The sequence below is a fragment of the Marinactinospora endophytica genome (genome assembly GCF_054780875.1).
This window is the reverse complement of the sequence record NZ_BAAGVM010000011.1, coordinates 13,986-39,380: the sequence shown is the minus strand read 5'-3', so window position 1 is coordinate 39,380 and position 25,395 is coordinate 13,986. Positions and strand designations below refer to the sequence as shown.

The window sequence follows — 25,395 nt, the reverse complement described above, 5'->3', positions numbered from 1 at the left end:
GAGACGCCCCTACCCTTGAGGACCCCGCTGTCACATGGGGGGCCGGCCCCGGAAGGGGACACGTGGTCACGAGGTCTCCTGAGCACCCCCGCGGTGTGGAGTGGCCGGGCCCGCCGCGCGGATGGCGGCGAAGACCCGTCCCAGCCATTGGGGGGAAGGGTCCCGGTCGATCTCGTCGAGGACGCGGTCGAGCAGTTCGTCGTCGGAGAGCTTCTCCCATTCGGTCGCCTCGCTCACCGGCGGCTCCTCCGGTTCGTTCGGTCGTCGTCCGCAGCGTCCTGCGGCGTTTTCCGACATCCCAGGGTAAAGGTCTCCTCTGACAGGGGGAACGGGGTCTGCCGCGCGCGCACAGGCCGACCGCGCCGCGTCCAAGAGAAGCGAGGGACAGGGGAACCGGTCCCTTCCCCGTCCTTCGCGGACTCGTCGAAGGGGCACGGCGCGGCCCCCGGCGGAAAGGGCGCGGGAACCGCGGCGGGACGTTCTCTAGCTCCTCGACCGGCTCACGAGGGACGATCCGCCTCACGGGATCGATAAGGGCCTGCGGGGAACGAGGGATCCGTCCCCTGGGAAAGCACGTGGACAGGGGCGTCGACGGCGGCCCGCCGGAGCGGACGCCACGCCTCGGCACGGCTCACGGGGAGACCGGATGTGGACACGATGCGCCGGGGCGTCGGTACGGGACCCGGCCGGAACCGCGCCTTCGGGGTCGGCGCCTCTTCGCGCGGGCGCCGCCGGCCGGAGCGCGGCCCCGAAGGGTTGCCCCAGGTTCGCCGGCCCGCCCCGGGAGTCCCCGGGCCGAGCCCGTCGGAGCCGCGGCCCCTCCAACGGCCGCCCGTGGAGGGCGGTCCCGCGTCCCCGGCGGCCCTCCGCCTAGTCCGGCGGTTCGGGGGTGGCGGAATCCTCGATCTCGTCCTCGTCAGGCTTGCGGTCCTCCCCCTCGACCTTTCCCTGCGGCCGGTCGACCGGACGCGCCGAGTCCTCCAGCGACGCGGGGAGTCCGGGGTCGCCCGGCGGCAGCGGCGGATCGGGGGTGAGGGGGTGGTCGTCTGCTTCACTCATGACCGCCCCCTACCCCCCCGCGCCGGGGATCATCCGATCCGGACGATCCGCCCCTCGCCCCCTTCGGGATAGTCCGCGGCGGTGACACGGCCGCCGAGTTCCTCCGTCAGGTAACCGAGCAGCGCCTGCTGGTAGGTCATGCCCACCGAGGTGAAGGGCAGGCCCCGGAACGGGTACTGGTCGCCACCGCGGGCGGAGAAGTCGTTGGTGACGATCGAGATTCCGGCACCGTCCACGACCTGACCGTCGGCGACGATCACGGTCCCGTCGTCCAACGTGGCCTCGCGCACCCGCTCCCCCGCCCGCACGACGGTGCCCGCGTCGTCCACCTGCTGTGCGGTGCGCGCCGGGTCGTAGGTGAAGCGCACCCCCGCCACCTGGGCGAATCTGCCGTCCGCGGCGGGCGCGGAGGAGACCGCGTTCTCCAGCAGCTCCTTGACCTGGGCCCGCGGCACGTCCGGGACGACCGCGACGAAGTCGGCGAAGGGCGCGACGGCGTAGGTGTCCAGCTCGGTGACGCTCCCCGCAGGGATCAGCGCGTTGTTGCGGATCCCCCCGCTGTTTTGCAGGGCCACCTGCGGCGCCGCGACCCCGTACCGGTCCGCCTGGTCCCGCCCCGCGTCCAGCAGCGCGTCGGCGAGGAGATTGCCGAGGTTGGTCTCCCGCGTGCGCACGCCCGGATCCCGTCTCCCCTCCAGCGCCACATCACTGGAGGCCACGACCCGGGCCTGCAACCCGGCGACGTAGTCCTCGACCGGCCGGGTCACCTGGCGCCGCACCACCGGGTCCGGGCGGACGGCGTCCGCGCCGACGCCGGAGACGCGCACCGGCCCCGAACGCTCGGCCACGGAGGTGACGACCCCTCGGGCGTCGAAGTCCACGACGATACGTCCCACGTACTTGTAGTCGCCGGCGGTGGTCACCACGGGAACGTCGACGCCCTCGGCGTCAACGGCGTACAGCGGGTAGCGCAGCGGTTCCCCCGTCTGAGGGTCGCGTGTGATGGTGTCCCCCGGGACGAGGGGATCGTCGTCCGCGGCCAGCAGCTCGTCGCCGCCTCCGGCGATGGCCACGTCCACGTCCCGCAGCCGCGCGAGGAGCGCGCGGTCCTCATGGATGCCCTGGAGATGGGAGATGAGGATGATCTTGTCGATCCCCCGCGCGGTGAGCGCGTCGACCTCGGCCTGTATCGCGCCGCGCACATCGGGGTCGACCACGACGTCGCGCGGGCTGGAGATCGACGCCAGCGCCGGCGTGGTGGCGCCGACCACGCCGATCTGCTCGCCGCGCTGGCGCACGACCGTGCTGGAGGCGATTCCGCCCTGCTCGGCGAGTCCGGCCAGGGCCGGCTCGGCCGACACGTCGAGGTTGGCCGACAGGAAGGGGGGTCGTCCCGGCACACCCGATACGTAGTCGGCGAGGATGTCGGGACCGAGATCGAACTCGTGGTTGCCGATCGCGACCGCGTCGTAGTCGATCCGGCCGGCGGCCAGCGAGTCGTAGAAGGGGACCCCCTTGTCCAGGCTCGCCGCGAACTGCGGACCGGCCAGGAAGTTGTCCCCGGATGAGAGGGTGAGCACGCCGCGCCGACGTGATTCGCCCGCGCCCGCGTTGGCCGGATCGCGCTCGGTCTCGCGCAGTTGGCGCACCAGGGTGGCGAACCTGGCCACGCCCCCGTAGTCGGGATCGGCGGGCGCGCCGAGCAGCTGCGACTCGCCGTCGTTGTTGTGCAGGATCGTCAGCGTGAAGTCAGCCCGGTCGGCGTGCTGCCCGGCCGAAGCCGCCGCAGCCGGCGGGGCGGCCCCCACGGTGAGCACCAACGCCACGGCCACGGCCACGACGCGGCGGGTCTGGGAGGCGGTTCTCGTCATGGACGGCTCCTGTCCGGAGGTACGCGGTCACTCCCCGTGAATCGCCGGGGAACCGTCCATGCTAGGCCCGCGAGAGAACGGAGCGGGCGGGAAAAGGTCGCGGTCGGGTCACCGACCGCCCCGCCGTGGGCCGTTACTCCTCGTCGCCCTCGTCCTCCTCGCCCTCGAAGAAGTCACCGATCTCGTCGACGACCTCGGCCGCGACCATTCCGGCCACCACACCGCCGGCCACGCCCAGTCCGACGGCCGCCGCGGTCCCCAGTCCGCTGCCGCCGTGGTCGTCGTGGCCGTGGTAGCCGGGGTGCCCGCCCTCGTAGCCGTAATGGCCGCCCTCGTACCCGTAGTGGCCGTGGCCCCCGAAGAGGGCGCGGTGGCGCTCCAGCGCCCCGGCCACCCAGGAGTCGACCTTGGCGGTCCAGTCGTCGTACCCGGCCTCGGCGTGCTCGACCCGGAACCGCCCGTAGAGGTCCTGCCCCTCGGTGAACATCCCCCCGCGGCGGTCGAACTCGATGATGACGTCCATGCCGTGCGGATCTGCGACGAAGCTGACCTCGACCTCGTTGACCTCGTGGGCGTAACGCGGCGAGGGGTGGAACTCGATCTCCTGGAAGAACGGGAACTCCTGGGCCGTCCCGGCCAGGTGCCCGGCCTCGACGTCGGCCCCCTTCAGGACGAATCCGAGCCGGTGCAGGGCCTCAAGGACGCGGTCCTGGACCGGTAGAGGGTGGACGAGCACCCGGTCCAGGTCGCCCTTGTCGGCGGCGCGGTCGACGACGACGTCGGTACGCAGGCCCAGGACCATCCCTGGCAGGGAGCCGCCGCCGGCCTCGGTGAGCGGGGTCTGCCAGGGGATCGGGAAGCGGAACGGGATGGAGTGGCGCTCCCCCGCCGCGAGCCGGAAGGAGCCGGCGACCGGGATGCGCGCGAACTCCGCGCCCACCTCGGCGTCATGTCCGTCGAGTTCGACACGGCTCACCAGGGCGAGGACGATCTCCTCGATATCGACGTCCACCTCGCCCCCGGCCAGCTCGACGTGTCCTTCGAGGAACGTCCCCGGACGCACCTCGGGGTTGGCCAACACCGTGTCGACCGTGGGACCACCAACACCAAACATGGAGAGAACGCGCTTGAAGACCATTTCGCCCTTCCGAGACGGAACCGGCCCCTTCGGCCGACCCGTCCCTCCACCGCCACCCGCAGACGTGATGGCGCACCGGAACTTTCATCGGCTCCAACGCCCCGTCCCCACAGGCGGTTCCGGCTCCCGCGGGTTTCTCGTGGCCGATCCGCGCCGCGCGCCGTCCCGACCGTGGGCTCAGGCCCCCGAACTGGACAGGGCGAAGGCGAGCAGGAAGCCGACGACGGTGATCAGACCGATCAGCAGGTGCGCGTCCTCGAAGGCCTCGGGGATCATCGTGTCGGCGACCATCGCCAGGATCGCCCCCGCGGCCAAGGCGGTGATACCGGCGACGACCTCGTCGGGAGCCGAACCGAGCAGACCGTACCCCAGCATGGCCGCGATCCCGCTCGCCACGGCGATCGCCGTCCACAGCCCGAAGACGTACCCGCGCCCACGGCCGGCCCGGCGCATACCCGCGGCGCTGGACAGCCCTTCGGGAACGTTGCTGATGAAGACGGCCGCCACGGTCACCACGCTCACCGCACCGCCGGCCAGCATGCTGGTACCGATCACGACAGACTCCGGAACCCCGTCGAGCAGCGCTCCCAGCGCGATCGCGTTGCCCGACCCCGGCTGTTGCTCCTCCGAAGGCTGCCGTCCCCCGGAGCGCTTACGGTGCCGCGCGCCCCTGCGAGCCAGCACCACGTTGCCGGCGGTGTAGAGGACCGCGCCGGCCAACGAGCCGACCACGACCGGAACGATCCCCGCCCGCTCGTGCGCCTCGGCGACCAGCTCGAACGACACCGCCGACAGCAGCACCCCGGCCCCGAAGGCCATCACCGACGCCAGGACCTTGGGGCGCACCCGCACGAAAAACCCGACGGCCGCTCCGATCAGCAGGGCGAACCCGGCGAGGAAACCCCATCCGCCCGCTTCCATGACTCCGGCCATGCCCGTCCCGCTGCCCGGCGAACCCCTGGTCATGCGCACGCGAGGGCACGAGCAGGGCGACGCGCCACGGGAAGGACGCGGATGTCACCCCCATGGGGGATGCTGGAAGCATGCCCGCTTTCGAACCGCTGCCCTTCCCCGGGCAGGGACCTGCGCAGACACCGTCCGACGCAGAACCGCTCATCGAGGTACTGGCCGCGTTGGCCCGTCGGCAGAGCGAGGCGTTTCGCGGGCACAACGCCGTCGTCGGCGGCTCGCGGGTCGTACATGCGGTGGAGGAGGTCTCCTGGATCGGCGGCGCCACGATGCCGGCCCCGGCCTGCCATGTCGGGGTGCACGGTGGGGATCCCACCCGCCTGCGTCCCACGCGCGCCGAGGTCACCTGCCGACGCTGCCGGGCGCGCCGGCAGGCCCGGCGCGCGGGCGGCGGCTCCGCGCCCCGGGTGGTGGATCCGGCCCAGCTCAGCCTCGACCTGGACTGAGCCGGGCGGCTTTGGGCCGCAGATCAGCGCGCAGGGGTCACCCGGAAGTCCAACGCGAAGTGGTCGAGGGTGTGCGGGAGCGGCCGGCCGGGGTCGAGATCGGACGGCTCGGCCAGTTGGTAGTCCCGTTGACGCACCAGTTCCGCCAGCAGCGCCGTCGTCACGAGCAACACCAGGTTCTGGCCGGGGCAGTGGCCCGGGCCACGGCTGAACGGGGCGAGGGCCCAATTCGCGTCCGCCCGTCCGTCCAACCACACCTCAGGGGTGAAGGCGTCGGCGTAGGGCAGCGCGGGATCCCTCTGGAAGAAGGAGGTGAGGATGAGGAAGGGCGTCCCCTGCGGCACGTGGGAGCCTCCCCACTCGGTCGGAGCCGTGCTGTCGCGCAGCAGGGCGAGCGTCGTCGGCCACAGCCGGACCGACTCGAGGACGCAGGCGCGCAGGTAGACCGCCGACACCAGGTCCGGGACGGAAGCCGGATCGCGACCGTCGAGTTCCGCGCGCACCAGCCCTCTTTGCCGCGGGTGGGTGGCCAGGAGGGCCAGCGCCCGGAAGGCGGCGATGGCCGCGGCGTCGAAGGCGAACAACCAGTGGGGGACCTGTCCCTGGGGCCGGGTCCCGTCCGTGCTCGGCGTCGCCGCGAGCCGGGCGGCCAGGCTCCCCTCTTCGGCACGCTCCAGATGGGCGGACAGCCTGCGCGCGAAACGCTCGCGTAGGCGGCCGCGCCCCGGGTGGAAATAGGCCCAGTTCGCGTCGGAGCGCAGCTTGTCGAGCAGGTCGGTGACCTGGTGGTCGTCGCGGGCGGCGTCGCCCAGCACCACCCGTCGGACGACCCGCCAGAAGGCCGGGTGGAACCGCTGCCAGGTGAGCCGGCCGGTGGCGTCGACCTCCTCCAGCAGCGCCGCGGCCTCCTCCCGGGTCTTGGCCAGGAAGGCGGCAGCCTCATGGTGGGCCGGACGGTCGGCTTCGAGGACCGTCTCGTTGAAGCGACGGCGTTCGTCGCGTTCGGTGTCGCGGGAGATCAGGACCCCGTGCGGCTGGAAGTGCGCCAGCGCCGCGCGCTTCTCACGGTTGGCGGGGGTGAACGGCTGCGGGGTCTCGGCGAGGAGCCGGCCCACGTGCTCGGCGTCCAGGAGCAGCAGCATGCGTCGCCCGAGGACGTCGATCCACAGGGGGCCCGTCCCGTATCGGGTCCGCAGCCGGCGCAGCAACCGGGAGGCGTGCCGATCCGCGTCGACCTTGGCGGCGAGGGCGACCATGGGACGGCGCCGGAGGATGACACCGCGCGCCACGTTGGGCGCCAGCACGCTCAGGGCCACCCTCAAGCTGTCCGCGGCCGTGGCCTGGGGGAGCGGGGTGTGACTGGACACGGGCATGCGACTCCTCATCGGTGCTGCGTGGCCGGGCGTCACAGGCGCCGGCCGTCGGGATCGGGGCGTCGGGGGGCGGAGGCGGTTTCGTCTCCGACCACCGACGCCCCGGACACGTCTGCCCCGGAAGGAGTAGGACAAACAGCGTCAACAGGACAGGCGATGAGATGTCCGGCAGCAGGCACATCGGTCCCGGGCCTCCCCCCGGTCACAGCGCCCCGCCCCCGTCACATCCGGGGCGCTGGTGAGCGAGGTCTCAGCGAACGGCGAACGTTTCCGGTGCGGAAACCGCGCCTTGCCAAGGCTTTACATCCACCCGTCCATCTCGTGACGAAGCACACGTTTGAAATCGCGGAACATCCGGATGAGACCGGGGTGCGCATCGGTTAGAAACGGACGTGGTGCCGGGCGGACCGTGCCATTACCTTCCGCCCCTTTTCTCCATCACCTTCTCTGCTCTTCGCAGTCGCTTTCTCCTGTTTCTGCCTTCTCCATGTCATGAGGAGTTCTCCCGTGGCCCTGACCAGCGTGCGCCCGGAGTCCGCCGCCCCGCCCGAGACCACAACCGACCCTCCACGGTCACGTCGTTTCGTGGCCCTGCTCGTCGCGGTGCTGGGCATGCTGTCGGCGACCAGCTCCCTGGCGACCGACCTCTACCTGCCCGCCTTCCCGCAGATCTCGGCCGACCTCGGCGCCTCCGAGGCACAGATCCACCTGACTCTCACCGCGATGATGATCGGCCTGGCCCTCGGCCAGCTGATGATCGGCCCGTTGAGCGACATGTGGGGGCGCCGTCTCCCGCTGCTGGTCGGTGTCGGGGTCTTCACCCTCACCTCGTTCCTGTGCGTGGTGGCCCCGTCCGCGGAGGCCCTCACCGTCATCCGTTTCGTCCAAGGGCTGGCCGCGTCGGCCGGCGCGGTGATCTCGCGGGCCGTCGTGCGCGACGCCTTCGACGGCGACGCCGCGGCCCGGTTCTTCTCCCGCCTCGTGCTGATCTCCGGAATCGCGCCGCTCATCGGACCGGTCATCGGTGGACAGCTCCTGCTCCTGGGCTCCTGGCACGTCATCTTCGCCGCGCTGGGCACCGCCGGGCTGGTCAGCCTGGTCCTGGTGTTCTTCGGGATGCCGGAGAGCCTGCCCAAGAGCGAGCGCCGGCCACAGCGTCTCTCGGTCACCGTCAGCTCCTTCGGCAGGCTGCTGCGCGATCCGGCGTTCATGCTCCCGGCCCTGACCATGGCGCTCAGCTTCGCCATGTCCTTCACCTACATCTCGACCTTCTCCTTCGTGTCGCAGTCGCAGTTCGGCGCCTCCGCCCAGCAGTTCAGCCTGGTCTTCGCGCTCAACACGCTCGGCATGGTCCTGGGCAGCCAGGTGAACGCGGCGCTGATCGGCCGCATGCACGCCTCCCGTCGTCTGACGACGGGCCTGGTGGGGGCCCTCACCTCCGTGGTGCTCCTGGCCCTCTTGGACGTCAGCGGCAACGCGACGCTGGTGACGAGCAGTGTCGTGCTGTTCGCGATGATGTTCTTCACCGGCCTGGTCTCCCCCAACGCGACCTCGATGGCGATCTCCAGCCAGCCCTCCTCGCTCGCCGGTACGAGCTCCGCGCTGGTCGGCGCGCTGCAGTTCGGAATCGGCAGTGGGCTCGCCTCCCTCGCCGGGGTCATCAGCGGTGGTCACGCGACCCTGGGCGGCATGATCGTGATCATGCTCGCGACCTCGGTGGCGGCGGCGCTGAGCTTCCTGTGCGCGCTGCTGCGCGGTCGCGCCCACGCGCACGCGACGGCCTGATCTCCACGCCGGCCCCCGAGGTGGCACGCGCCGGGGCGCGGTGACGGCCGGCAGGGCCATCACGCCGAGCCGGACCAGGCCGATAGGCTGACCTGTATCCGGTTTCCCGCCGCAGGAGGAGACCCGATGGTGGACGGACGGCTCGACGACGCGGCTCGTACCCTCCGCGGACTGGCGCTTGGCGACGCCTTCGGCGAAGGCTACTTCCTCCCCGAGGAACAGGCTCGACGGGCCATCGCCGACCGTGTTCTCACCCGCGCCCCGTGGCGCTGGACCGACGACACCGAGATGGCCCTGTCCGTTGTGGAGGTCCTCGCCGAGCACGGCCGGATCGACCAGGACGCGCTGGTGACCGCCTTCGTCCACCGGCACGACCCCTCCCGCGGTTACGGACCTTCGGTGGAACGGATGCTGCGCGCGGTCGCCGCCGGCGCGGACTGGCGCGAGCTCGCCGGCGCACAGTTCGGCGGGGAGGGATCCCACGGCAACGGAGCGGCCATGCGCGTGGCCCCCCTGGGGGCCTTCTTCTCCGCCGACCTCGACCGCGCGGCCGAGGAGGCCGCCCGTTCGGCGGTGGTCACCCACACCCACCCCGAGGCGATCAACGGGGCGGTGGCCGTGGCCCTCGCCGCCGCGCTGGCGGTACGCGGCCGCGACGCGGCCGCCCCCCAGCCCCGGGAGTTCCTCACCCGGATCGCCGCACGCCTGGATCGCTCGACCGTCCGCGGCCGGCTGGAGGAGGCCGCCCGGCTGGCATCGGACACCGTACCCGCCCACGCCGCGGCGGTCCTGGGCGACGGAAGCGCCCTGTCGGCCCAGGACACCGTCCCCTTCGCGCTGTGGAGCGCGGCGGGACACCTCGACGACCTGACCGAGGCCCTGTGGGCGACCGTCGCCGGCCTGGGGGACCGGGACACCACCTGCGCGATCGCCGCGGGGGTCGTGGCGGCGCGCAGCGGGGTTCGGGGCGTGCCACGGGAGTGGCTGGCGGCCTGCGAGGAGCTCCCTTCCTGGAGCACGGCCGGGGAGGATGGTGTCGGGACGGCCTGACCCCGCCCGGCGGGGCGGGAGGCCGCGGATTCCTGCTCAGTCCTGACCGGCGCCGGGCCCGTCGCCGGTCGCGGAGGAGGCGGCCCCACTCAGGCGGGCGTTCTCGTCCTGGAGCTCCAGGATCTGCCTGATGCCGCTGGAGTTGACGCCTTGGGCGGAGAGTTCGGCGATGCGCCGTGAGCGCGCGATGTCGTTCTCGCTGTAGCGGCGGGTTCCGCCGTCGGTGCGCCGCGGTGTCAACAGCCCTTTGGCCTCCCAGGCGCGCAGGGTCGCCGGGGGGATGCCGGCGAGTTCGGCAGCGACGGAGATGGCGTAGAGGGCGCGGTCGGGGTGCGGCCGAACGCCGTCCCCTCCACCGTTCTCCTCCCGACCACCGGGTTCCGGGGCTTCGTCTCGGGTCAACGCCCCTCCCTCCGATTCGTCTCCCGACTTTCTTCTGTATGGATGTTTATCGTCTACGGGGAGCGGTATAAAACCTGCGTGAGGTCGCATCAGGTTATCTTCGGAAACGATGGAGGTGACAGTAATGCTGATGCGCACCGACCCGTTCCGTGAGTTCGACCGGCTCACCCAGCGGCTCCTGGGCGACTCCGGCCATCTCTCGGCCCTGCCGATGCCGATGGACGCCTACCGTGACGGCGACACCTTCGTCATCCACTTCGACCTGCCGGGGGTCAGCCCCGACTCCATCGACCTCGAGGTCGAACGCAACGTACTGACCGTCCGGGCCGAACGTCCCGAGCTCCTCCGCGAGGACCGCGAGGTCGTGGTGACCGAACGCCCCACGGGCTCGTTCTCCCGGCAGCTCTTCCTCGGCGAGACCCTGGACGCCGACGGGATCGACGCCTCCTACACCGATGGCGTGCTGACTCTGCGCATCCCGGTCGCCGAACAGGCCAAGCCCCGCAAGATCAGCATCGCATCGGGCGGAGAGCAGCCCCGGCGCATCACCGCCTGAGGCCCCCCGGTCGGAAGGTCCGAACCCCGGACGCTCCCCTGGCCTGGTTCCGGGGTTCGGACACTCCCCCACCGCCGTTTCCGGCCATGTCGGGCATACCCGTCTCGGCGACGCGCGGGGTAGCCTGCCGCCGTGGAAAAGGAAGGCGATCACCGAAGGATCTGCCAGTCGCCACCGGAGGGCACGGGCCGACAGGAGCGCACCATGTCCATCCGGCGGTCCCCGCCACACTTCAGCACGACCCTGCGCCGTCTGCGCTCCCGGGCGGCCTGCCATCCCGCGGGACTGTGCGGCGCGCTGCTGTTCTTCTGGCTCTCCCTCCTCCCTTCCCTGCTCCCGCGTCCCTGGTTCTACCAAGCGCTGCTCAGCGGCATCCTGGCCACCATCGGCTACGCCCTCTTGCGAGCACTATGGGCACTGGCGGTCGCCGGGCCGCTCCGCCGGGTCGAGTGGCGACCACCGGTGCGGGGAAGGCGCGCCCTGTGGTGGCTGCTGGTGCTGGCCGCGGGCAGCGGGACCCCGTGGATGTTCTGGCGCGCCGCGGCCTGGCAGACCGAACTCCGCCTGCTCATGGGCATGCAGAGCCCCGGCCCGCCGCACTACCTGCTGATCCTGTCGGTGGGCGGCGCCCTGTTCGCCGGCTTGATCGTGGCCGGCCGGCTCCTGCGCCTGGCGGCCCGGATCCTCGCCCGGCGGCTGAGCCGCTGGTTCCCGCCGTTCGCCGCGGCCGTGCTGGGGGCCGCCGCCGTGGCGACGGCGACGGCGTGGACGATCCAGTACCCGGTCTTCCACCTGTTCATCGGGGCCTCCGACGCCCTCTTCTCCCAGGTGGACCAGCAGGAACCCGAACACGGCGGCCCTCCCGTGGAGGCGACGCGCAGCGCCGGCCCCGGCTCCGCGGTGACCTGGGAGGGGCTGGGGCTGTACGGACGGGAGTTCGTCAGCAGGGGACCGCGAGCCGAGCACCTGAGCTCGTTCAGCGGTCGGCCCGCGGCCGATCCGATCCGGGTCTACGCCGGCCTGCGCTCGGCACCGGATCCCGCCACACGGGCCGAACTCGTGGTGCGTGAGCTGGAACGCACCGGCGGGTTCAGCCGCTCGGTGCTGGTCGTGGCGGCGACCACCGGGACGGGGTGGGTCGATCCCAACGCGGCCGCGTCGATCGAATACCTCTACAACGGCGACACCGCCATCGCCGCCGTCCAGTACTCCTACCTGCCGAGCTGGATCTCCTTCCTCGCCGACGCCGACCGTGCCCGCGCGTCCTCCACAGCGCTGTTCGAGGCGGTGCACGCGCGCTGGACGCGGCTGCCCGAGGGGGAACGCCCCCTCCTGCTGCTCTACGGCGAGAGCCTGGGCGTCCTCGGGGGCGAGGCCGCCTTCGACGACATCGACGAGGTGATGGCGCGCACCGACGGCGTGCTGTGGGTGGGCCCGCCCCAGTCCAGCCGGCTGCACTCGGAGGTCGTGGCCCGGCGGAATCCGACCAGCCCGGTCTGGCTGCCGGTGTACGGGGACGGCGAGGAGGTGGCGTTCACCGGCGACGGCACCGTGGACACGGCCGGACGGCCCGCCGTCGTCTACCTCCAGCACCCGTCGGACCCCATCGTGCTGTGGTCGACAGACCTGCTGTTCTCCCGCCCCGAGTGGATGGACCCGCCCCACGGCCCCGACGTGTCCGAAGATCTCAGGTGGCGTCCCATCATCACCTGGTGGCAGATCACCGCCGACATGGCGGTGTCCACCCGCGTCCCCGAGGGGCACGGCCACGCCTATGGGACCGAGCAGCTCGACTCCTGGCTCGCGCTCACCGACCCCCCGCACTGGACCGACCACGACACCGAACGCCTGCGCGACCTCCTGTTGCATCCACGCCGATCCACCCCCGATAAGGAACCCGGTGATACGCATGCAGAGCGGTGACGCGGTTAGCGAGTTCCCTTGACGTCCGACGCCGAGGCTGGGGAGTTCCGATGCCAGACCACGACGACTGGGCCGGCATGACCGACGAGGAACTGCTCGACGTCACATCCGAACTGATCGAGCAGAGGCCCGAACCACCCGAGATCACCGCCCTGGTCCGCGCGATCGCCCATGCGGGCACCTCGCCCCCCGACCCGTTCGCGCGGTGAGGCCCGAGGGCAAAAGCGCGCTCCCGTCCCGCGCCCGGCGCCGCCAGGACGCGGCGGGGCGGGGGACAGGCCGGCTCGCACGCGAAAGCCCAGCAGGACCGGTCCTCGTCCCACTGGGCCCGTGACGGCGGCGGGGCCGGGTCAGCGCTCCCCGGCCGGCCCCGGCGTCGGAATCGCGCGCAACACCTCGTCCGCGCCGTAGTAGTCGGCCGGCGGGATCGCGCGCAGGGCGCTCATCGCCTCACGGTCGACCCCCTCGCGCTCCGCACAGGCGACGATCTCCTCCTTGCCCGCGGGAAAGCTGAGGTCCCTCAGCGCCCGACGGACGCTCTCGACGTGTCGCACCGTGACCACGGCGTTCCCCTTTCGGCTTCCTCGGCGCCGTGGTGGCGGGTGGGTCCACCCGCCACCACGGCGCGTCCAACCCGGCTCGGCTGGGCGGCTGCCCCACCGCGGAGGGTTCAAACGACGCCGCTCAGATGTCGCGGAAGGTCTCGATGCGGGCGCCGACCGAGTTCAGGCGCTCGGCCAGGTCCTCGTAACCACGGTTGATCACGTAGACGTTGCGCAGGACCGACGTCCCCTCCGCCGCCATCATCGCCAGCAGCACCACGACGGCCGGGCGCAGCGCGGGCGGGCACATCATCTCGGCCGGACGCCAACGGGTCGGCCCCTCGACCAGGACCCGGTGCGGGTCGAGCAGTTTGACCTCGGCGCCCAGGCGGGTGAGTTCGGTCAGGTAGATGGCCCGGTTGTCATAGACCCAGTCGTGGATCAGTGTGCCCCCCTGCGCGGAGGCCGCGATCGCGGCGAAGAAGGGCACGTTGTCGATGTTGAGGCCGGGGAACGGCATCGGGTGGATCTTGTCGATGGGCGAGCGGAGCTTGGAGGGACGCACGGTCAGGTCCACCAGGCGGGTCCGCCCGTTGTCCGCGACGTACTCGTCGCCGCGCTCGTGGTCGAGGCCCATGTTCTCCAACACGGCCAGCTCGATCTCCAGGAACTCGATCGGTACCCGGCGGATCGTCAACTCCGAGGAGGTGACCACCGCCGCGGCGATCAGGCTCATGGCCTCGACCGGGTCCTCAGAGGGCGAGTAGTCGACGTCGCGGTCGATGACCGGGACACCGTGGACGGTCAGCGTGGTCGTGCCGATGCCGTCGATGCGCACGCCCAGTTGCTCCAGGAAGAAGCACAGGTCCTGGACCATGTAGTTGGAGCTGGCGTTGCGGATGACCGTGACGCCGTCGTGCCGGGCCGCGGCCAGCAGGGCGTTCTCCGTCACGGTGTCGCCGCGTTCGGTCAGCACGATCGGACGGGTCGGCACCACGGAGCGGTCCACCTCGGCGTGGTAGTAGCCGCCGGTGGCGGTGATCTCCAGGCCGTACCGCCGCAGCGCGCTCATGTGCGGCTCGACGGTGCGGGTGCCGAGGTCGCAGCCTCCCGCGTAGGGGATCTTGAAACGGTCCTCCCGGTGCATCAGGGGACCGAGGAACATGATGACGCTGCGGGTGCGCCGGGCCGCCTCGGTGTCCATGGAGCCGAGGTCCAGCCGGGCGGGCGGCGTGATCTCAAGGTCGTCGCCGTCGTTGACCCAACGGGTGCGCACGCCGATGCTGTTGAGGACCTCGAGGATGCGGTAGACCTCCTCGATCCGCGCCACCCTGCGCAGGGTCGTGCGTCCCGCGTTCAGCAACGAGGCGCACAGCAGCGCGACGCAGGCGTTCTTACTGGTCTTGACACTGATGCTGCCGGAGAGACGGCGGCCACCGACCACCCGCAGGTGCATGGGACCTGCATACCCCAAGGAGACGATCTCGCTGTCCAGCGCCTCGCCGATGCGCGCGATCATCTCAAGGCTGATGTTCTGGCCGCCCCGCTCGATGCGGTTGATGGCGCTCTGGCTGGTTCCCAGCGCTTCGGCGAGCTGCGTCTGGGTCCATCCCCGGTGTTGCCGGGCATTACGGATGAGAGTGCCGATCCGCATGAGGTAGTCATCTGTCATGGTTCGCACCATATCTCAAATATGAGATAAGGGCGGCACGACACCGGCGCCTCCGGAAACGTGTTCGGCGAGTCTTTACACAGTGATAATGACGATGACGAGAGGATTCCCCTCATGAGCGACCACGGCACCGACCCCCTGCCCCCTCCCTCCACCCCCTCCGAGCCGGACCGCCCCTCCCCTCCCCGGCGCGAACCCGAACGGAAGAAGGGGTCCTTCTGGCGAGAGCTGCCGTTGCTGGTCGCGATCGCCCTCGTCCTGGCCTTCATCATCAAGACCTGGGTGGTGGAGCCGTTCTACGTCCCCTCGGGCTCGATGGAGAACACCCTGCTGGTGGGCGACCGGGTCTTCGTCAACAAGCTCGTCTACCACGTGCGCGACATCCGGCGCGGCGAGGTGATCGTGTTCGACGGCAGCACCTCCTGGGACGCCGCCACCTCCCCCGAACCCGCCACGGGCCCCCTCGCCCGGGTGGGCGAGTTCTTCGGGATCTCCCCCGGCGGCAAGGACTACATCAAGCGCGTCATCGCCCTGCCCGGGGACACGGTCGAATGCTGTGACGCGCAGGGGCGCCTGCTCGTCAATGGTCAGCCCCTGGACGAACCGTACCTGTACCCCGGGAGCCCGGAGTCCCACACCCCCTTCGGGCCGGTGACCGTGGGCGAGGGACGGCTGTGGGTCATGGGCGACCACCGCGCGATCTCCTACGACTCCCGCGGCCACGCCACCGACCCGGGGGGCGACGGGACCATCCCGATCGACGCCGTGGCGGGAAGGGCGTTCATGATCCACTGGCCCCTGAACCGGATCGGTTCGCTGCCCATCGTCGACGCCACGTCGGCGGACTGACCCCACGCCTCCCCGTCTCGGGGTGGCCCCCGTCATATGACCAACTAAACAGGTAGACTTAATGGAGAAAATGGGCATCATGGAGACGTGGCCGCTCCGTCCGCCGACACGCCTCCAGGTCCGTGGACGGAGCGGCGCCCAGCGGACCCCGCCCGAAACGCCCGTCCCACGGAGCTCCCATGACACCCACCACCCCCACCACACGCGACACCGTCCCGAGCCACGGCTCGCGGGAACAGCTCCCCCTCCCGGCCCCCGCCGAACACCACACGGCAGTGATCGCGGAACGCCTCCTCGGCACGCTCCCCGCCACGGGCCTGCTGGTCGACCGGGTGTCCCGCCGCGCCGTCCTCGACGGAGCGCAGGTGGAACTGAGCTATCGGGAATTCGAGCTGCTCGCCCACCTCGTGGAGGAGCCGTGGCGCGTCTTCACCCGCTCCGAACTGCTGGAACAGGTCTGGCCGACCCGCTCGTCCCGCCCCACCCGCACCGTCGACGTCCACGTTCACCGGCTACGCCGCAAGCTCGGCCGTTTCGGGGAGCGGATCGTCACGGTACGCCGCGTCGGCTACGCCTACCGCCCCTGACCCCTCCTCTCCGCGTGGGCCAGGCCACATCCGGGGCTCATCGGCCCCGTTTTCCGCCTCTGTACCGCCCCGGTAGCGCGACAAGCGCGCCGGACAGCGGCAGAATGCACCCTGCAACCCCACGTGAGAAGGCGGAACAGGATCGTGACGACCTCTATTCACCAGCGGATCGCCGAGGAACTCGGTGTGCGCGAACGGCAGGTGGAAGCCGCTGTCGGCCTCCTCGACGGCGGTGCCACCGTCCCGTTCATCGCCCGCTACCGCAAGGAAGCGACCGGAGCCCTCGACGACGCGCAGTTGCGCACGTTGGAAGAACGGTTGCGCTACCTGCGTGAACTGGAGGAACGGCGCAGTTCCGTCCTCGAGTCGATCAGGTCCCAGGGCAAGCTCGACGAGGCCCTGGAAGCCCGCATCATGGCCGCCGACTCCAAGGCGCGCCTGGAGGACATCTACCTCCCCTACAAGCCGAAACGGCGCACCAAGGCGCAGATCGCCCGCGAAGCCGGCCTCGAACCGCTCGCCGATCGGCTGCTCGCCGACCCCGTCCTGGAGCCCACCGCCACGGCCGAGGCGTTCGTCGACCCCGAGAAGGGCGTCGCCGACACCGCGGCGGCGCTCGCCGGCGCTCGCGCGATCCTCGTCGAACGATTCGCCGAGGACGCCGACCTCATCGGCACGCTGCGCGAACGCATGTGGTCGCGTGGCCGCCTCGTGGCCCGGGTCCGCGAGGGCAAGGAGGAGGCCGGCGCGAAGTTCGCCGACTACTTCGACTTCGCCGAGCCCTTCACGAAGCTTCCCTCGCATCGGATCCTGGCGATGTTCCGTGGCGAGAAGGAGGAGATCCTCGACCTCACCCTGGAACCCCAGGAACCCTCCGGTGAGGAGGAGACGACCGGACCCGGCGACTACGAGCGGGCCATCGCCCACGCCTTCGGCATCGCCGATCACGGGCGCCCCGCGGACCGCTGGCTCGTGGAGACCGTGCGCTGGGCCTGGCGGACCCGCATCCTGGTCCGTCTCGACATCGACCTGCGCATGCGCCTGTGGCAGGCCGCCGAGGAGGAGGCGGTGAACGTGTTCGCCGCGAACCTGCGCGACCTCCTGCTCGCCGCGCCCGCCGGCACCCGTCCCACCATGGGGCTGGACCCCGGATACCGCACCGGGGTGAAGGTGGCGGTGGTCGACGCCACGGGCAAGGTCGTCGCCACCTCGACGATCTACCCGCACCAGCCGCAACGTCGCTGGGACGAGGCGATCGCCACGCTGTCCCGCCTGTGCCGCGAACACGGCGTCGACCTCGTCGCCATCGGCAACGGCACCGCGTCGCGCGAGACCGACAAGCTCGCCGGCGAGCTGATCTCGCGCCACCCGGAGCTGAAGCTGACCAAGGTCATGGTCTCGGAGGCCGGCGCCTCGGTGTACTCGGCCTCGGCGTTCGCCTCCCAGGAACTGCCCGACCTGGACGTGTCGCTGCGCGGGGCGGTCTCGATCGCGCGCCGCCTCCAGGACCCGCTGGCCGAACTCGTGAAGATCGACCCCAAGTCGATCGGGGTCGGTCAGTACCAGCACGACCTGTCCGAGGTGAAGCTGTCACGATCCCTCGACGCGGTGGTCGAAGACTGCGTGAACGCGGTCGGCGTCGACGTCAACACGGCGTCGGCCCCGCTGCTCACCCGGGTGTCGGGGATCAGCGCGAGCCTGGCCGAGAACATCGTGGTGCACCGCGACGCCAACGGCCCCTTCCGATCCCGCACCGCCCTCAAGGAGGTGCCCCGGCTCGGCCCGAAGGCGTTCGAACAGTGCGCGGGCTTCCTGCGCATCCCCGACGGGGACGACCCCCTGGACGCCTCGAGCGTGCACCCCGAGGCCTACCCGGTGGTGCGCCGCATCATCACGGCGACCGGCGGTGACATCCGGTCCCTGATCGGCAGCACATCGCGGTTGCGCGCCCTGCGTCCCGAGGACTTCGTCGACGACACCTTCGGCCTGCCGACCGTCACCGACATCCTCAAGGAGCTGGAGAAGCCCGGCCGCGATCCGCGTCCGGCGTTCACGACGGCGACCTTCAAGGAAGGGGTCGACGAGATCGGCGACCTCGAACCGGGCATGCTGCTGGAGGGAGTCGTCACCAACGTCGCCGCCTTCGGCGCGTTCGTCGACGTCGGGGTCCACCAGGATGGCCTGGTGCACGTCTCCGCGATGTCGAAGAAGTTCGTCGAGGATCCGCGCGACGTGGTGAAACCGGGCGACATCGTCCGGGTCAAGGTCCTCGACGTCGATGTGGCGCGTAAGCGCATCTCCCTCACCCTGCGCCTGGACGACGAGGTCGAGCCCCGGGACGGGCAACGAGGCGCCTCGGGGGCGTCTCGCCGCGATCGGGGCGGCTCCGGCCGCGGCGGGGGCCGTCGGCGCCAGGAGCGCGCGGACTCCCGGGCTCCCCAGGGCGCCCTGGCCGACGCGCTGCGCCGCGCCGGACTCGACAAGGGACTGGGCGGGGCCGGCCGGTGAGCCCCGGGCCGCCGGACTTCGCCGTCCGGCGGCCCGGTCCCCGCCCGCGCTCACCCCTCGTCGATCCCCGGAAGCATGTCGGCCAGGTGGGCGCGGACCCCCGTCAGGTCGGTGCCAGCGGCGCGGTAGGCGACATGCCCGTCCGGGCGGACCAGGTAGTGCCCCGCGCGGGCGACGCCGAGTTCGGCGAGCACCGTGCCGCGCGCGTCACACAGCGTCCCCGGGGAGGGTTCGGCCGCGAGGCGGTGCACCATGAGCAGACCGGACCGGACCAGGGGCAGCAGGGGCGCCGTCCGGGCGGCGCCCCACTCCTCGACACGGCCGCACAGCAGTAGATGGTGGCGGGGGGCGGCGAGGGCCTCGTGCAGACGGACCGGGGTCCCGTCGCGGATGACCTCCGCGTCGACCATCCGTTCGCCGGCCCGGGGACCGCCCCGGAGCCGCGGCTCCCCCTCCACCGCGTCCGGGCTACCGTGGTAGGCGACCGCGGTCCCCCGGAACAACGATCGCCGGCCCTGCTGGAGCGCCGGCAGCAGCGGTGCCAGGTGCGGTGCAAGCCCGCTCCTGGCCAGCAACGACGCCAGCCTCGGTGAGGTGGCCGCCCGCAGCGCGCGGTCGATGTGGCGCGGTACGGCATCGGCCACCGGACGGCGTTCGGTCTCGTAGGTCTCCAACAGCTTCTCGCCGGCCGCCCCGCGCACCACGAGCGCGAGCTTCCAGCCGAGGTTCCAGGCGTCGCCGACACCGACGTTGACGCCCTGCGCCTCCAGCACGTCGTGGGTGTGCGCCGCGTCGCCGGCGAGCAGGATCCGTCCATGGCGGTAGCGGAGCGCGACCCTGTGCCGGGGGCGCGGCCGTGTCACCCGTTCGACCTCGGTGACCTGGACCGTTCCCGCGCCGAGACGGTCGGCGCCGCGCCCCGGCTCCGCCGCCCCGTCGGGGCGCTCCTCGGTGCCGTCCCTGTCGACGACGAGCAGACGCCATCCCGGTTCCCTCGTCAACGGGTGGAGGAGCAGGAGGCCCGCCTCCCCGGTGAAGACGTGGATCTCGTCGCCTCGCGGCCCGTCGGCCACGCGCACGTCGCCGGCCAGGAAACGCCACGGTCCCCTCTCCTCACGCGACTCGACGTGGGCGGCGTCGCCGGCGACACCGTGCCGGCCGTCACAGCCCACGAGGTAGCGGACCCGGAGGCGGCGGGTCCGCCGGTCGGGCCTGCGCAGCATGCAGGTGACGTACTCCCTCGACTCCTCCGCGTCGAACAGTTCGGTGTCGTGTTCGATCTCGACCCCCCTGGCCGCCAGGTAGCCGGTGAGCGTCCTTTCGAGGTGTTCCCGGGAACACAACAGCAGGAAGGGATAGGCGGTACCGGGCGACCCCGTGCCGAACGGGGTGAGGGAGACGGCACGGCCACCGGCGTGCAGGCACAGCCGCCGGATCAGGGTCCCCCGGTCCAGCAGGGGACCGGTGACCCCGATGCCCGAGAGGAGTTCGAGGGTCCGCGGGTGGAGGGCCAGGGTCTGCGGGTTGGTCAAGGCCGCGCCGCGGCACTGGACGATCCGCGGCCTGACCTCGCAGGCCGTCAAAAGGGCGGCGAGCGCCAGACCGGTGGGTCCGGCCCCGTCGATGAGCACATCCACCGGTTCGCCGGACTGCGGCGTCGCGGACATGTATCCGACAGTACCCCCGGCCCGGATCCGTCCGACAACCATCTTTCCGCCATTTCCGGAGAATTCCGATTTTATCCTCACTTTCACTTTTCCGCGTTTTCCCCGTGGCCGCGAATGACCGCCCCCGGACATCTCATCACGCGCGTGGAACGCGGCGAAGGGGAATCCCGGGAGGGAGAGGAGAAACGGACCAAAGACTCTTGAACAATCCACGACCACCCGTTGACGAGGGATTTACGATGGTGGACCACCGGGACACTCGGTCTGGAAAAGAGGCCCATGAACGACTTCCTGTCCGCTCCACCCCCTGCGCAGCCGCCCCCCAGGATCGACCTGTCGGTGCCCTCGGTCGCGCGCATTTATGACGCGATGCTCGGCGGCAAGGACCATTTCGAGTCTGATCGCAGGGGGATGGCGGCACTTGAGGAGGTCAATCCCGGAACCTCCCTCCTGGCCCAGGCCAACCGCGCCTATCTGTCCCGCGCCGTCGACCATGTCGCGCGCACCACGGGTGTCCGCCAGTTCCTCGACCTCGGCGCGGGACTGCCCACAGCGGACAACACCCACCAGATCGCCCAGCGCCTCTCCCCGACGTCCCGCGTGGTCTACGTCGACCACGATCCGATCGTCCTGGCGCACTGCCGCGCCCTGCTGGCGGACAACCCCCACACCTCCGTGACGGGTGCCGACCTGTGCGACGTCGACGCGGTCCTCGACTCCCCCGAGACCCGGCGTCTCATCGACCTCGGCCAGCCGGTCTGCCTGATGCTGGTGAACCTGCTGCACTGCGTCCCCGACGACTCCGACCCGTTCGGGGTCGCGCGCGCCTACTTCGACCGGCTCCCCCCGGGGTCCCACCTCGTCTACTCCCACCTCGTCTCCGACGACGAGAAGGCCGCGCGGGAGTTCACCGACCGCTTCCTGTCCCTCGGCGTCCCCTGGGGACGGGTCCGCTCCCCCGAGGAGGCCGCCCGCGCGTTCGACGGGTGGGAGATCCTCTCACCGGGCATCAACGGAGCCGCGCCACCGCGGCTCGTCGACTGCTCCACCTGGCGCGCTCCCGGGGTCGCTCCGGCTTCCCGCCCCTCGGACCCCGACGTCAGGCTCTGGCAGCACGCGGGGGTCGGCCGCAAACGCTGACGGCCCCTCCGGGCCATCCACGCGTGGGACGGGTCGCCGCCTCAGGGGCTCTGACCGCGTCTCCCACGCGACCTCACCGGCGCGGGACACCCGACGGCCGATCCCCTCGCTCCTCCCGAAACGGCCCGGCGAGAGGCGTCTCCGGCATCACGCCGCGTCGCGCGCCGAAGCGGCCAACCGGTACGCCAGGGCGGTGTGGCGGCGCCCGGCCGTCGCGTTGCGGATCGCCTGGGCGATCGCCCGACGCGCCCCGACGAGGACCACGAGCTTCTTGGCCCGGGTGATGGCGGTGTAGAGGAGGTTGCGCTGGAGCATCATCCAGGCGCTGGTGGTCACCGGGATCACCACGGCCGGGTACTCACTGCCCTGAGAGCGGTGCACGGTCACGGCATAGGCGTGGGCGAGCTCGTCGAGCTCGGCGAACTCGTAACCGATCTTCTCGTCCTCGTCGGTCACCACGGTGAGCTCCTGTTGTTCGAGGTCGATCGCGGTGATGACGCCAAGGGTCCCGTTGAACACGCCGTTGGCGCCCTTGTCGTAGTTGTTGCGGATCTGGGTGACCTTGTCGCCGACACGGAAGACCCGCCCGCCGAACCTGCGCTCGGCCACTCCCTCCCGAGGCGGGGTGAGCGCCCCCTGGAGGAGGCTGTTGAGGTTCCCCGCGCCGGCCGGGCCCCGGTGCATCGGGGTCAGCACCTGTACGTCGCGACGCGGATCGAGGCCGAAGCGGCGTGGAATGCGGTTGGCGACCACGTCGACGGTCAGCTCCGCGGTGGCGTCGGTGTCGTCACAGGCGAAAAGGAAGAAGTCCGTCATGCCCTCCAGGCGGATGGGCTGACCGGTGTTGACGCGGTGGGCGTTGGTGACCACCCCCGACTGCTGGGCCTGCCGGAAGACGTGGGTGAGCCGCACCGCGGGCACCGGGGAGCCCTCGCCGAGAAGGTCGCGCAGCACCTGGCCGGCCCCTACCGAAGGGAGCTGGTCGACGTCGCCCACCAACAGCAGGTGCGCGCCCGGTGGGACCGCCTTGGCCAGCTTGTTGGCCAACAGCAGATCGAGCATCGACGCCTCGTCCACCACGAGCAGGTCGCAGTCGAGCGGCCGATCCCGGTCGTAGGAGGCGTCGCCACCGGGCTTGAGCTCCAGCAACCGGTGCACGGTGGAGGCTTCGTGGCCGGTGAGCTCGGTGAGCCGCTTGGCCGCGCGTCCGGTGGGCGCGGCCAGGATGATCTTCGCCTTCTTCGCCGCCGCGAGGGCGATGACCGAGGCGACGGTGAAGGACTTTCCACACCCCGGTCCTCCGGTGAGGACCGCGACCTTGCGGGTGAGGGCGAGGCGGACGGCCTGTTCCTGCTCCTCGGCCAGCTCGGTCCCGGTACGCCGCCTGAGCCAGCCCAGGGCCGCGTCCCAGTCGACGTCGGCGAAGGCCGACAGCCGGTCGGCCGGATGGTCGAGGAGCGTGCGGAGCTGGTTGGCCAGCGAGGTCTCGGCCCGCTGGAAGGGCACCAGGAAGACCCCCGTGACCTGGTTCCCCTCCGCGTCGGGGACCTTCTCCCGGACCACGCCCTCCTCTGCGACGAGTTCGGTGAGGCAGTCGATCACCAGGGAGGAGTCGACCTGGAGGATCTTGACCGCCTCGGCGATGAGTCGCTCCTCCGGCAGGTAACAGTGACCGTCTCCGGTGGACTCGGAGAGGGTGAACTGGATGCCGGCCTTGACGCGCTCGGGGCTGTCGTGGGGGATGCCGACCGCGCGGGCGATGGTGTCGGCGGTCTTGAACCCGATCCCCCACACGTCGGCGGCGAGCCGGTAGGGGTGGTTGCGGACCACGTCGATCGAGGCGTCGCCGTACTTCTTGTAGATGCGCACGGCCAGCGACGTGGAGACGCCGATCCCCTGGAGGAAGACCATGACCTCCTTGATCGCCTTCTGCTCGTCCCAGGCGCGCGCGATCAGTTCGGTCCGTTTGGGACCGAGTTTGGGGACCTCGATGAGACGCTGTGGCTCGTTCTCGATGACGTCGAGCGCCGCCACGCCGAAGTGTTCGACGATCCGCTCGGCCAGCCGTGGACCGATCCCCTTGATCAGCCCCGAACCGAGGTAACGCCGGACGCCCTGGACCGTGGCGGGCAGGACCGTGGTGTAGTTCTCGACCTGGAACTGTCTCCCGTACTGGGGGTGCGATCCCCACCGGCCCTCCAGGCGCAGGGACTCGCCGGGGTGGGCGCCCAGCAGCGATCCGACCACGGTGACCAGGTCGCCGCCGCGCCCGGGATCGACACGGGCGACGGTGTAGCCGGTCTCCTCGTTGGCGAAGGTGATGCGTTCCAGCACCGCCTCCAGCACCGACAACCGAAACGGTTCGCGTCCCGTCACGTCTACCTCCCGGTAGCGGTCTACCACACCGTGGCGACGCCGCGAGGCGGGACGGCGGGCAGCCCCCTCCCCTTGGAGCCGCCCGATCCCTTCCGGAGCATTGGCCCGATTTTCACCATGACGCACATGGGAAGGCAGTTTTACCTGTTCAGGACCGGGAACGCCTGACGTGTAACCCCCGCCTGTCGGGACGACGAAGGACGTGGTCCCCGGGACGGAGGAGGCCGAGGATGGATACGGGCCTGTTGGTCGCCCTGATCGTGGCCGTGGTGATCGTCGCGCTCATCGTGATCCTCGTCGTGGCCGTGCTCCTCCCACGGCGGCGTCGCAGCCACCTGAGGGAGAGGTTCGGCCCCGAGTACGACCGAGCGGTCGAGGAGCACGGTGGCCGGCGCGACGCCGAACGCGAGCTCGCCCAACGTGAGAAACGCCATTCACGCCTGGACCTGCGCCCGCTCACTCCCCGGGCCCGGGAAGAGTACTCCAGGGGCTGGGCGGCGATACAGGAACGGTTCGTCGACTCGCCCATCGAGGCGGTCCGCGAGGCCGACGACCTGGTGTCCCGCCTGATGGTCGAACGCGGCTATCCCACCGAGGGCGAGGAGCAGAGGCTCGCGGACCTGTCGGTGGAACACTCCGCGGCCATGCAGGACTACCGCGCCGCCAGGGAGGTGCGTGCGCGCGTCGATCGGGGTGAGGCGCCGACCGAGGAGCTGCGCGAGGCGATGGTCCGCTACCGCTCCCTGTTCGCCGACCTGCTCGACGAGGGGAGCGGCGAGAACCGAGGGGCCGACTGACGCGTCCAAGACGCCCCTCACATCCATCGAAGGAGAAGGTGGTCCCGATGAAGATGAAGCGGGACGGCGATCTGACACATGGACCGGGTCCCATGGGCGCGGCCGAACGCCCCGAGGACGTCCAGGGCGCGCCGACCAACGAGGAGCCGGTGGCCACGGGAGTACCCCAGCCCCGGGAGGACTTCTCCGAGGCGGGCGTGCAGGAGCCCAGTGGCAGCTCCCAGGAGCCGGAGCAGGAGATGGCGGGCGCGCGCCCCGAAGGGGGCGAGGATGCCGGCGCTCGCCTGTTCACCCCGGAGGAGGTCGACCGCTTCCGCTCGCAGTGGCGGGACGTGCAGGGCGACTTCGTCGACTCCCCGCGCGACGCGGTACACGACGCCGACCGGTTGGTCGGGGAGATCATGGACAGCCTGACCGCCAAGTTCTCCGAGCACAAGCGTCGCTTGGAGGAGCAGTGGTCCAGCGGCGGGGAGCCCGAGACCGAGGAGCTGCGGGTGGCCCTGCGGCGCTACCGGACCTTCCTCGACCAGCTGTTGATGGGGAGGTGAGCGCCCCGGCCCGGTCCGGGTGGTCCCGGCGCTCCCGGGACCACCCGGACGCGCGAGGGGACTGAGCCGGCCCTGGCGATCCCGGCGGGAGGAGCCGGACCCGGCGGGTCCGTGTTCCGCCCACACCGGGCAGGGCG

23 protein-coding genes are annotated in these 25,395 nt (G+C 71.3%); 12 read left to right on the top strand and 11 right to left on the bottom strand.

All coding sequences use genetic code 11. The features are described 5' to 3' along the window. Positions 1-66 precede the first annotated feature (66 nt). The 5 genes from ACYVHU_RS19540 to ACYVHU_RS19520 form a co-directional block, all read right to left on the bottom strand. The gene (locus ACYVHU_RS19540; protein WP_159457183.1) at positions 67-237 is read right to left on the bottom strand and encodes a hypothetical protein; all 171 of its coding nucleotides are present in this window, start codon (positions 235-237) and stop codon (positions 67-69) included. Between the two features lie 633 nt (positions 238-870). Continuing rightward, the gene (locus ACYVHU_RS19535) at positions 871-1,059 is read right to left on the bottom strand and encodes a hypothetical protein (protein ID WP_078759619.1); all 189 of its coding nucleotides are present in this window, start codon (positions 1,057-1,059) and stop codon (positions 871-873) included. 29 nt (positions 1,060-1,088) lie between these two features. After that, on the bottom strand, positions 1,089-2,930 hold the full coding sequence (locus ACYVHU_RS19530; protein ID WP_432941206.1) for a bifunctional metallophosphatase/5'-nucleotidase: 1,842 nt from the start codon (positions 2,928-2,930) through the stop codon (positions 1,089-1,091). A 133-nt stretch (positions 2,931-3,063) separates the two neighbouring features. Beyond that, the gene (locus tag ACYVHU_RS19525; RefSeq protein WP_078759626.1) at positions 3,064-4,068 is read right to left on the bottom strand and encodes a sporulation protein; all 1,005 of its coding nucleotides are present in this window, start codon (positions 4,066-4,068) and stop codon (positions 3,064-3,066) included. A 177-nt stretch (positions 4,069-4,245) separates the two neighbouring features. Next, entirely contained in the window at positions 4,246-5,034 is a 789-nt protein-coding gene (locus ACYVHU_RS19520) for a ZIP family metal transporter (RefSeq protein ID WP_498949199.1), read from the bottom strand. A gap of 77 nt (positions 5,035-5,111) precedes the next feature. On the opposite strand from ACYVHU_RS19520, the gene ACYVHU_RS19515 reads away from it, so the two are divergent. After that, positions 5,112-5,483, top strand: coding sequence for a hypothetical protein (locus ACYVHU_RS19515; protein WP_200813467.1), 372 nt, complete (start codon positions 5,112-5,114; stop codon positions 5,481-5,483). A gap of 23 nt (positions 5,484-5,506) precedes the next feature. On the opposite strand, the gene ACYVHU_RS19510 is transcribed toward ACYVHU_RS19515, so the two are convergent. After that, the gene (locus ACYVHU_RS19510) at positions 5,507-6,856 is read right to left on the bottom strand and encodes a cytochrome P450 family protein (protein WP_498949198.1); all 1,350 of its coding nucleotides are present in this window, start codon (positions 6,854-6,856) and stop codon (positions 5,507-5,509) included. Positions 6,857-7,348: 492 nt separating this feature from the next. Between ACYVHU_RS19510 and ACYVHU_RS19505 the strand changes: the two genes are divergently transcribed. Both ACYVHU_RS19505 and ACYVHU_RS19500 read left to right on the top strand, forming a co-directional pair. Continuing rightward, positions 7,349-8,641, top strand: coding sequence for a multidrug effflux MFS transporter (locus ACYVHU_RS19505; protein WP_498949197.1), 1,293 nt, complete (start codon positions 7,349-7,351; stop codon positions 8,639-8,641). 126 nt (positions 8,642-8,767) lie between these two features. Beyond that, a complete protein-coding gene (locus ACYVHU_RS19500) occupies positions 8,768-9,691 on the top strand; it encodes an ADP-ribosylglycohydrolase family protein (RefSeq protein ID WP_498949196.1) in 924 nt (307 codons plus the stop codon). 36 nt (positions 9,692-9,727) lie between these two features. On the opposite strand, the gene ACYVHU_RS19495 is transcribed toward ACYVHU_RS19500, so the two are convergent. Then, entirely contained in the window at positions 9,728-10,093 is a 366-nt protein-coding gene (locus tag ACYVHU_RS19495; RefSeq protein WP_498949195.1) for a MerR family transcriptional regulator, read from the bottom strand. Between the two features lie 109 nt (positions 10,094-10,202). Here ACYVHU_RS19495 and ACYVHU_RS19490 point away from each other — a divergent pair, with 109 nt between their 5' ends. The 3 genes from ACYVHU_RS19490 (at position 10,203) to ACYVHU_RS19480 (ending at position 12,781) form a co-directional block, all read left to right on the top strand. Further along, positions 10,203-10,649 carry an Hsp20/alpha crystallin family protein gene (locus ACYVHU_RS19490; protein ID WP_498949194.1) on the top strand — a complete coding sequence of 149 codons (447 nt, stop codon included), beginning with the start codon at positions 10,203-10,205 and terminating at the stop codon, positions 10,647-10,649. Positions 10,650-10,853: 204 nt separating this feature from the next. Next, positions 10,854-12,572 (top strand): alpha/beta hydrolase, encoded by a 1,719-nt coding sequence (locus ACYVHU_RS19485; protein WP_498949193.1) that lies wholly within the window; start codon positions 10,854-10,856, stop codon positions 12,570-12,572. Between the two features lie 50 nt (positions 12,573-12,622). After that, a complete protein-coding gene (locus ACYVHU_RS19480) occupies positions 12,623-12,781 on the top strand; it encodes a hypothetical protein (RefSeq protein ID WP_159457184.1) in 159 nt (52 codons plus the stop codon). 141 nt (positions 12,782-12,922) lie between these two features. Here ACYVHU_RS19480 and ACYVHU_RS19475 read toward each other — a convergent pair whose 3' ends face one another. Beyond that, positions 12,923-13,135 (bottom strand): DUF2795 domain-containing protein, encoded by a 213-nt coding sequence (locus ACYVHU_RS19475; RefSeq protein WP_159457185.1) that lies wholly within the window; start codon positions 13,133-13,135, stop codon positions 12,923-12,925. A 121-nt stretch (positions 13,136-13,256) separates the two neighbouring features. Continuing rightward, positions 13,257-14,786, bottom strand: a complete 1,530-nt coding sequence (locus tag ACYVHU_RS19470; RefSeq protein ID WP_078759635.1) for a helix-turn-helix domain-containing protein — start codon at positions 14,784-14,786, stop codon at positions 13,257-13,259. A 114-nt stretch (positions 14,787-14,900) separates the two neighbouring features. On the opposite strand from ACYVHU_RS19470, the gene lepB reads away from it, so the two are divergent. From lepB to ACYVHU_RS19455, 3 genes are all read left to right on the top strand, one after another. After that, on the top strand, positions 14,901-15,635 hold the full coding sequence (lepB, locus tag ACYVHU_RS19465) for a S26 family signal peptidase (protein ID WP_498949192.1): 735 nt from the start codon (positions 14,901-14,903) through the stop codon (positions 15,633-15,635). A 179-nt stretch (positions 15,636-15,814) separates the two neighbouring features. Next, positions 15,815-16,222, top strand: a complete 408-nt coding sequence (locus ACYVHU_RS19460; RefSeq protein ID WP_144290643.1) for a winged helix-turn-helix domain-containing protein — start codon at positions 15,815-15,817, stop codon at positions 16,220-16,222. A gap of 144 nt (positions 16,223-16,366) precedes the next feature. Continuing rightward, on the top strand, positions 16,367-18,730 hold the full coding sequence (locus ACYVHU_RS19455; protein WP_078759637.1) for a Tex family protein: 2,364 nt from the start codon (positions 16,367-16,369) through the stop codon (positions 18,728-18,730). A 50-nt stretch (positions 18,731-18,780) separates the two neighbouring features. Here the strand turns inward: ACYVHU_RS19455 and ACYVHU_RS19450 are convergent, their stop codons facing one another. Then, the gene (locus ACYVHU_RS19450) at positions 18,781-20,397 is read right to left on the bottom strand and encodes an FAD-dependent monooxygenase (RefSeq protein WP_498949190.1); all 1,617 of its coding nucleotides are present in this window, start codon (positions 20,395-20,397) and stop codon (positions 18,781-18,783) included. A gap of 279 nt (positions 20,398-20,676) precedes the next feature. Here ACYVHU_RS19450 and ACYVHU_RS19445 point away from each other — a divergent pair, with 279 nt between their 5' ends. Continuing rightward, positions 20,677-21,537, top strand: a complete 861-nt coding sequence (locus ACYVHU_RS19445) for a class I SAM-dependent methyltransferase (protein ID WP_498949189.1) — start codon at positions 20,677-20,679, stop codon at positions 21,535-21,537. A 147-nt stretch (positions 21,538-21,684) separates the two neighbouring features. Here ACYVHU_RS19445 and recD2 read toward each other — a convergent pair whose 3' ends face one another. Next, positions 21,685-23,913 carry an SF1B family DNA helicase RecD2 gene (gene recD2 / locus ACYVHU_RS19440; protein WP_078759640.1) on the bottom strand — a complete coding sequence of 743 codons (2,229 nt, stop codon included), beginning with the start codon at positions 23,911-23,913 and terminating at the stop codon, positions 21,685-21,687. A 230-nt stretch (positions 23,914-24,143) separates the two neighbouring features. On the opposite strand from recD2, the gene ACYVHU_RS19435 reads away from it, so the two are divergent. Together ACYVHU_RS19435 and ACYVHU_RS19430 are read left to right on the top strand one after the other, a co-directional pair. Beyond that, positions 24,144-24,710, top strand: a complete 567-nt coding sequence (locus tag ACYVHU_RS19435; RefSeq protein WP_498949188.1) for a hypothetical protein — start codon at positions 24,144-24,146, stop codon at positions 24,708-24,710. A gap of 47 nt (positions 24,711-24,757) precedes the next feature. Further along, entirely contained in the window at positions 24,758-25,258 is a 501-nt protein-coding gene (locus ACYVHU_RS19430) for a hypothetical protein (protein WP_432941237.1), read from the top strand. Positions 25,259-25,395: the final 137 nt, after the last annotated feature.